This window comes from Mycobacterium persicum, from assembly GCF_002086675.1.
GTDB classification, from domain to species: domain Bacteria; phylum Actinomycetota; class Actinomycetes; order Mycobacteriales; family Mycobacteriaceae; genus Mycobacterium; species Mycobacterium persicum.
In genome coordinates this window covers 38,264-45,718 of record NZ_MVIF01000038.1, presented here as the reverse complement: position 1 = coordinate 45,718, position 7,455 = coordinate 38,264, and the positions used below count along the sequence as shown (strand labels likewise).

Below are 7,455 nucleotides of genomic sequence, written 5' to 3'. Positions count from 1 at the left end.
CCGGTCCTCCCGGCGCGCAGCACGCCCCGGATGCGGCCGCGGCCGCACCAGCGGCCGCCGGCGTCGCACCCTCGCCCGCCATCCCCTGCACGCAGCCGTAGCCGCCGGTCTTCAGCGGGGCGGCAGCTACATTCGGGCTCAACGCTATGGCGGCCCCGCACAAGCCAGCGCAGGCAACCACTTTCAAGTTGAACCGATCGAAGACCGTCATCACGCCGACTCCTCTTTATTGGCACCCAGCATTTCCGCAATCAAAACGTGCAGCAGCAGAGCTAGCCCTACTGCACTCGTGTCTAGCCGACCGGCACAATTTTCGGCAGCCGACGGGAAAGACGAGGCGCGCCGCACCGCGCCGTTTCCAAATGGTGACGTTCGCCATCACTTTTCCTTGCAAAGGAGGGCGGCGGGGGCCAGCCGTGCGCCGTCGAACAGGACCATCGGTGCTCTCACCCACCTCTGTCGCAACCCGCGCTCGACCCGCGCCGGCTTTTCGCGCCGCGGAGGTCCCGCACTCTTACTGGCGGGGCGTCGGGGCGCCCGTCACTGATCTAGGCTGGCGGCAAGGCGCTCGTAAGCGGACTCATGAGTGGACAGCGAAAGGCAGGGAGAGGCAAGTGACGGTCCGGGTAGGCATCAACGGCTTTGGTCGAATCGGCCGCAACTTTTACCGGGCCTTATTGGCTCAACAGGAGCAGGGCACCGCTGATATGGCGGTGGTGGCCGTCAACGACATCACCGACAACCATACACTGGCTCACCTGCTGAAATTCGACTCGATCCTGGGCCGGCTGCCCCAGGACGTCAGCCTCGAGGGCGAGGACACGATCGTGGTCGGCAGCACCAAGATCAAGGCGCTGGCCGTTCGCGAAGGGCCGGCCGCATTGCCGTGGGGCGACCTCGGCGTCGATGTGGTCGTCGAATCCACCGGCCTGTTCACCAACGCCGCCAAAGCCAAGGGTCATCTCGACGCCGGTGCCAAGAAGGTCGTCATCTCGGCGCCCGCGACTGACCCGGACCTGACCATCGTGTTGGGTGTCAACGACGACAAGTACGACGGCAGCCAGAACATCATCTCCAACGCCTCGTGCACGACGAACTGCCTCGCACCGCTGGCCAAAGTGCTGAACGACGAGTTCGGCATCGTCAGGGGCCTGATGACGACCATCCACGCCTACACCCAGGATCAGAACCTGCAGGACGGCCCGCACAAGGACCTGCGGCGCGCCCGCGCCGCCGCGCTCAATATCGTCCCCACCTCGACCGGAGCCGCCAAGGCCATCGGGTTGGTGATGCCCGAGCTCAAGGGCAAACTCGACGGCTACGCGCTGCGGGTGCCGATCCCCACCGGTTCGGTCACCGACCTGACCGCCGACCTGGCCAAGTCTGCCACTGCCGAAGAGATCAACGCCGCATACAAAGCGGCCGCCGAGGGCAGGCTCAAGGGAATTTTGAAGTATTACGACGCCCCGATCGTCTCGAGCGACATCGTCACCGACCCGCACAGCTCGATCTTCGACTCCGGGTTGACCAAGGTGATCGAAGGCCAGGCCAAGGTCGTGTCGTGGTACGACAACGAGTGGGGTTACTCCAACCGCCTCATCGACCTGGTCGCCCTGGTCGGCAAGTCCCTGTAAACTCAGGCAGCCGTGACTATCCATTCCCTCGAAGACCTTCTCGCCGAAGGCGTTTCGGGTCGCGGCGTATTGGTGCGCTCCGACCTGAACGTTCCGCTCGATGAGGACGGCGCCATCACCGACCCGGGCCGCATCACCGCGTCGGTACCGACATTGCAGGCACTGCTCGATGCCGGCGCCAAGGTGGTGGTCACCGCGCACCTGGGTCGCCCCAAGGCCGGCCCCGACCCGAAGCTGTCGCTGGCGCCGGTGGCCGCGGCGCTGGGTGAGCAGTTGGGTCGGCACGTTCAGCTGGCCGGGGATGTCGTCGGTGCTGACGCGCTAGCCCGCGCCGAAGGGCTGACGGCCGGCGACATCCTGCTGCTGGAGAACATCCGCTTCGACAAGCGCGAGACCGCCAAGGACGACGGTGAGCGCCTCGCCCTGGCTCGACAGCTTGCCGAATTGGTATCTCCGGGAGGTGCTTTCGTCTCCGACGGGTTCGGCGTGGTGCACCGCAAGCAGGCCTCGGTGTACGACGTGGCGACGTTGCTGCCGCACTATGCCGGCGAGTTGGTGGCCGAGGAGATCCGGGTACTCGAGCAGCTGACCGGCTCCTCCGAGCGGCCCTACGCGGTGGTGCTGGGCGGATCGAAGGTGTCGGACAAACTCGGTGTGATCGAGTCGCTGGCCACCAAGGCTGACAGCATCGTTATCGGCGGCGGAATGTGTTTTACTTTCCTTGCCGCGCAAGGCTATTCGGTTGGCACGTCGCTGCTGGAAGGCGAGATGATCGACACCTGCCGCAGGCTGCTCGACACCTACCACGACGTACTGCGGCTGCCCGTCGACATCGTGGTGACCGAGAAGTTCGCCGCCGATTCCCCGCCCCAAACCGTCGCCGCCGACGCTATCCCGCACGAGCTGATGGGCCTGGACATCGGCCCGGGATCGGTCAAACGTTTCGCCACGCTGTTGTCCAACGCCAAGACCATTTTCTGGAACGGGCCCATGGGCGTGTTCGAATTCCCCGGCTACGCGGCGGGCACCAGAGGCGTCGCCGAGGCGATCGCCGCCGCGACGGGTAGAGGAGCTTTCAGCGTGGTCGGCGGCGGCGACTCGGCGGCCGCGGTGCGCGCGCTCGGCATCGCCGAAAGCGACTTTTCGCACATTTCCACCGGCGGCGGCGCGTCGCTGGAATACCTTGAGGGCAAAGCACTTCCCGGTATCGAGGTCCTTGGTGAGGTCCAGCCCGGTCAAGACAAGAGAGGCGGACAGTCGTGAGCCGCAAGCCGTTGATCGCCGGCAACTGGAAGATGAACCTCAATCACTTCGAGGCGATCGCGCTGGTGCAGAAGGTCGCGTTCGCGTTGCCGGACAAGTATTACGACAAGGTGGACGTCACGGTGATCCCGCCGTTCACCGATCTGCGCAGCGTGCAGACGCTGGTCGACGGCGACAAGCTCCGGTTGACCTATGGTGCCCAGGACCTGTCACAACACGACTCCGGCGCCTACACCGGTGACATCAGCGGGGCGTTCCTGGCGAAATTGGGTTGCAGCTACGTCATCGTCGGACACTCCGAGCGGCGCACCTATCACAACGAGGATGATGCCCTGGTCGCCGCCAAGGCCGCCGCCGCGCTCAAGCACGAGCTCACGCCGATCGTCTGCATCGGCGAACACCTCGACGTGCGGGAAGCGGGAAACCACGTGCCATACAACGTCGAACAGCTACGTGGTTCGCTGGCCGGGCTGTCGGCTGAGCAGATCGGGTCCGTCGTCATCGCCTATGAGCCGGTCTGGGCGATCGGCACCGGGCGGGTGGCCAGCGCCGCCGACGCCCAGGAGGTCTGCGCGGCGATCCGAAAGGAATTGGCGTCGCTGGCATCAGCGAAGATCGCCGAGACGGTGCGGGTGCTCTACGGCGGCTCGATGAACGCGAAGAACGTCGCCGACCTGGTTGCCCAAGACGACATCGACGGCGGGCTGGTCGGTGGCGCGTCGCTGGACGGGGAGCAGTTCGCGACGCTGGCGGCCATCGCCGCCGGGGGACCGCTTCCGTAGCCACCGCACGGCAATCGACGCTCGCGCTACCCTCCGGAGAGGGGGCGTGTCATCACTCGAGGTGTCAAACCGTACCGGGGCACCACCCCGCCGCGCCGCGTCCCGGCAGACGCTATCCCTGGCATCCCCGGCATCCCGGCCCCTCCGTCGCCGGCTGGCAGCGTAGTCAGGGGCGTACCTTGGAACGTCTTCACCGTGGTGACTGCCGGTGCGGTCCAGGTAGGCGGCACCGACATTTGCCCGATCGAACCGGCGCCGCGGAAAGCTGCGGACACCTCGCCAATTCCTGGTCCGCCCTTCGCCACCGCGTCGGCTACGTTCTTGACCGAATTGACCAGCGGGGCAAGCTCACTGGGGACAACATCGGCTGCCGGTGCCGCGAGGTTGGGCAGGATGCCCAGATTCTTCTCGGCCCCGATGATACCGGTGCCCAGCGAGCTGATGTTGTTGATCGAGCTGACGGTTGCGTACCACGCCATCACGCCGTCGAGGAACGTGAAGTCGTCCGCGACGATGGACGGGAAAGGAATGGCGTTGATGAATTCACCCGCCTCCAGAAAGAACGGCGTCAGCTCGGGTGCGATCGGCAGCAGGGCGATCCCGATCTGTTCCAAGAGATTCCCCAGCCAGTTACCGCCGTCAGCGGCGGCTCCGGCCGTGGCTTGAGCCACCGCGGCGGTCTGCGCCGGTAGACCGGCGGGGTTGGTGGATTGCTGCGGGGAAGCAAATGGCGTCAGCGTCGTCGCGGCCGCCGAAGTGACGGCATAATCCTGCATCACGCTGCTATTGGTGACCCACATTTCGGCGTAGGCCAGCTCCAAGGCGGCGATCGCCGAAGTGTTCTGTCCGAAGAAATTCGTCGCTATCAGCAAGTGCAGCTGCTCGCGGTTGGCGATGACGATCGACGGGGGCACCGTCATGGCAAACGCCTCGTCGAATGCGCTCGCCGCGGCCGCGGCCTGCCGGCCGGTCTGCCATGTCTGGATGGCTGTTGCCTCCAGCCACTCCGCGTAAGAGGTGGCTGCTGCCGCCATCGCAGCGGACGAAGGGCCCACCCAATGCCAGGCGATGAGGTCCGAGACCACCGATCGGTACGTCTGGGCGCTGGTCTGCAATTCAGCAGACAACTGCTGCCAGCTCGCCGCCGCGGCTTGCAGCGAGCCTGATCCCGGACCGCTATACATCCTGGTCGAGATGACCTCTGGCGGTAGTAACGCAAAATTGGTGAACATGTGCTACCTCCTTGGCTGGTCGAGGCGACTAAGGCGACGCGGTTCGGTGCATGCGAACCGGGGCCCGGCCTGATGAAGCCCGGGCTACGGTGTCCGGTGCTGGCGGGTGATTTGTTCGAACTGCGGCGGCTAATGCATTCGGCGGCGGCTCTCGGCAAAACCGATCAGTATCGCGGTGCCGAAGCTGCGCGGGTAGGAAAGGTTCCTAGCTTTCGTGGACCATGAACGTCACGGTCAGCATTGAGGTCTTTCCTCGGGCCGGGCCGGCGAATATCGGATACAACGACCGCGCTGAAATATCGGGAGGCCGTTAGCCACTGTGGAACCTTTATCACTCAGCCCTAACGCCATTAGCCAACCTTTCTGGTGCAGCTCTTCACCGGCAGGCCCAGATCACATTCACGCCGACTCGGAGGCCGGCCGAATCTCCGGCGGAACCAATGAATCCCAGGGAATATAGCTATCGTCAACAATAACTATGTCGGTGATTTAAATTCGCCCGCGATTTCCCGTTGACGAGCGGTTTTGGTAATCACCTGCCCTGTCGAACCGGTGATTGGTTCCGGGTGCGCTGCACAAGTTTTCGACATCAGGGCGCGATGTGCGGAGTGACAACATGGATGTAGAGACTTTGTACACCAGACAAGGGATGGCAGGCCGGGTGCGGGAACTGCTATTGCGTTCGTTTTAATCGCACTTCGCGACGTCCGGCGCGGTATGCACCGGACATCATCGGGAGCAATTTATGCATCCGGCAGAATGCGGCGCCACACGATATACTCGAAGGCGCGTTATCGAAATTCTAAGCGGCCGATTCTCTAGCATGCTTTGCATTTCGATTGCGACGGTGCGTAGTAGCGGGCGGGGTAGCTCAGCTCGACGGTCGGCCGGCCCAAGCGCGCTGGGTGGTCGAGCCGGCGGCCTGGGCGATGGCCACCGCGGCGTTGAGCGGCGGTGTCGGAGTGCTCGTCGGAGATCCCCGAGTCGCGGTAGTGGCCTGCCTCGGTGCGGCATGCGCGGCCGCACTCGCTCTTCGATAGTCGATCGCGAGGTCATGTGGTCAACGACCGCACCGCCCGAATGGTCAGTGTCCGTGCCAGGTGCTTTCGTCTCGGCCACCGTCACCCCTACCAGCGCACGGCGCGCGGCTCGATCGGGCAGCCGCACGAACGCCGCCCGAAATAGTTGGGGGATTTTCGGAAAGGCCAGTGAGACAATGACTTCCGACTCTGCCAACGCGGTGCTGAAAGCGCTGGTGAAGAATTCTTCGGCCGGAATGCGCCGCCGGTCGGTGCTCACCGTGGCGCCCATTCCGACGCAGCCAGCCGGGTAGTCGCCGACTGGATCGTTGTATGCCAGTGACCCGCCGATGGTGGCGTGATTGCGCACCTGCAGATCTGCGATTTGGGAAGCCGGCAGCGCCAGTGTTGGAATTGCTTGCCGGACAAGGGCATCGGTAGCGACCCGGGTATGGGTCGCCATTGCGCCGATACGGACCTCGGTGCCACCGGCGGTGATGTCGCGCGCACGGTGATGTGCCGCGGATCGATACCGAGCCGCTCGGCAGCCAGCTGCTGAAGCGGAACAGCATGGTCCTGCTCGATTGGGTCCCGTCCGCAATGTCCAGGCAGCCGTCGCCGGAAAACGTCAGGGCGGCGCACTCGACGGGAAAGGCGCCGGTGCGCATGGCCTCGGCGACCTGGAGGCCGCCGTTGGCTTCCAGGTAGTTGGCAAAGCCGCATTCACGCAACCGGCCGCGTGCCGCCGATTCTCGCCGGCGCGATTCGAACCCGGCACGGTCGGCCACTCCGGACACCGAATCTGGTTGTCCAGAAACCGGCTGCCGTCGATGACCAGCCCGGTGGCCGCGGTCAGGGACCAGGTCTGGGTGGCGGGCAGATTGCGGGCCTGCAGCGCGGCCGGATCGAAGCCCAGTTATTGAGCCGCTCGGGTCGATCAGTCGTTCCAGCACGTAGGTCGCCTCCGGACGGCCCGCTCCGCGGAAAGCGTCGATCGGCACGTTGTTGGCGAACATGGCTCGTACGTTGATTTCGACGGCCCGGAAGCGGTAGGCGCCGGCCTGTACCGGCGCGCCGACGCCGGTCGCGGTCAGCGGCGCGAGCTGCGACAGGTAGGCGCCCAAGTCGACGGTCGACCGGACCGACAACGCCAGAAAGCGGCCGTCCTTGTCCAGGGCGATCGCCGCGTCGGTGATGTGCCCGCGGTCTTGAGTATCGGACTGCAACGACTCCGAAGTCAGAACCCCCGGCGCGCTCGTTGCCCGCGAGCTGTCGATGCGCCGAATCCGGGCATGCGGCAACGGGGAGCGCACCAGGCAGCCGTGCGCCTCGCCGTCGAACCGCATCGCACGTAGGCGCCGGTGCCGCGAACCAGGTCGTGTTCCGACCGGGCCAGCGGTCCCGCGACGCCGTGGCCGGGCCCATGCCCCGACGCGTCGGTGAACCGCACCAGCTCAGACACCGACGCCGGCTACCAGGATAGGGACGAACACCAGGGCTGAAAGCTACCAGACGACCCGTCGCG

Annotated in this window: 6 protein-coding genes and 2 pseudogenes; 4 read left to right on the top strand and 4 right to left on the bottom strand. The window is 65.2% G+C overall.

What is annotated here, in order from left to right; translation table 11 throughout:
• Positions 1-211: pseudogene (locus BST40_RS30840) on the bottom strand (beta-xylosidase); the annotation flags it as partial.
• Between the two features lie 403 nt (positions 212-614).
• Between BST40_RS30840 and gap the strand changes: the two are divergent.
• From gap to tpiA, 3 genes are read left to right on the top strand one after another with little or no spacing between them, the layout of a single operon-like run.
• On the top strand, positions 615-1,634 hold the full coding sequence (gene gap / locus BST40_RS13835) for a type I glyceraldehyde-3-phosphate dehydrogenase (protein ID WP_075546045.1): 1,020 nt from the start codon (positions 615-617) through the stop codon (positions 1,632-1,634).
• Positions 1,635-1,646: 12 nt separating this feature from the next.
• A complete protein-coding gene (locus BST40_RS13830) occupies positions 1,647-2,897 on the top strand; it encodes a phosphoglycerate kinase (RefSeq protein WP_083154511.1) in 1,251 nt (416 codons plus the stop codon).
• Positions 2,894-3,679 carry a triose-phosphate isomerase gene (gene tpiA / locus BST40_RS13825; protein ID WP_075546047.1) on the top strand — a complete coding sequence of 262 codons (786 nt, stop codon included), beginning with the start codon at positions 2,894-2,896 and terminating at the stop codon, positions 3,677-3,679. The genes BST40_RS13830 and tpiA overlap by 4 nt, the downstream gene beginning before the upstream one ends.
• A gap of 26 nt (positions 3,680-3,705) precedes the next feature.
• Here tpiA and BST40_RS13820 read toward each other — a convergent pair whose 3' ends face one another.
• A complete protein-coding gene (locus BST40_RS13820) occupies positions 3,706-4,911 on the bottom strand; it encodes a PPE family protein (protein ID WP_075546048.1) in 1,206 nt (401 codons plus the stop codon).
• Positions 4,912-5,640: 729 nt separating this feature from the next.
• Entirely contained in the window at positions 5,641-6,393 is a 753-nt protein-coding gene (locus BST40_RS33250) for an FAD binding domain-containing protein (protein ID WP_082275315.1), read from the bottom strand.
• Between the two features lie 121 nt (positions 6,394-6,514).
• Here BST40_RS33250 and BST40_RS30835 point away from each other — a divergent pair, with 121 nt between their 5' ends.
• Positions 6,515-6,853, top strand: coding sequence for a hypothetical protein (locus tag BST40_RS30835; RefSeq protein WP_167381691.1), 339 nt, complete (start codon positions 6,515-6,517; stop codon positions 6,851-6,853).
• Between the two features lie 21 nt (positions 6,854-6,874).
• Here the strand turns inward: BST40_RS30835 and BST40_RS33245 are convergent.
• A pseudogene (locus BST40_RS33245) lies at positions 6,875-7,276 on the bottom strand (molybdopterin cofactor-binding domain-containing protein); the annotation flags it as partial.
• Between the last annotated feature and the right edge of the window lie 179 nt (positions 7,277-7,455).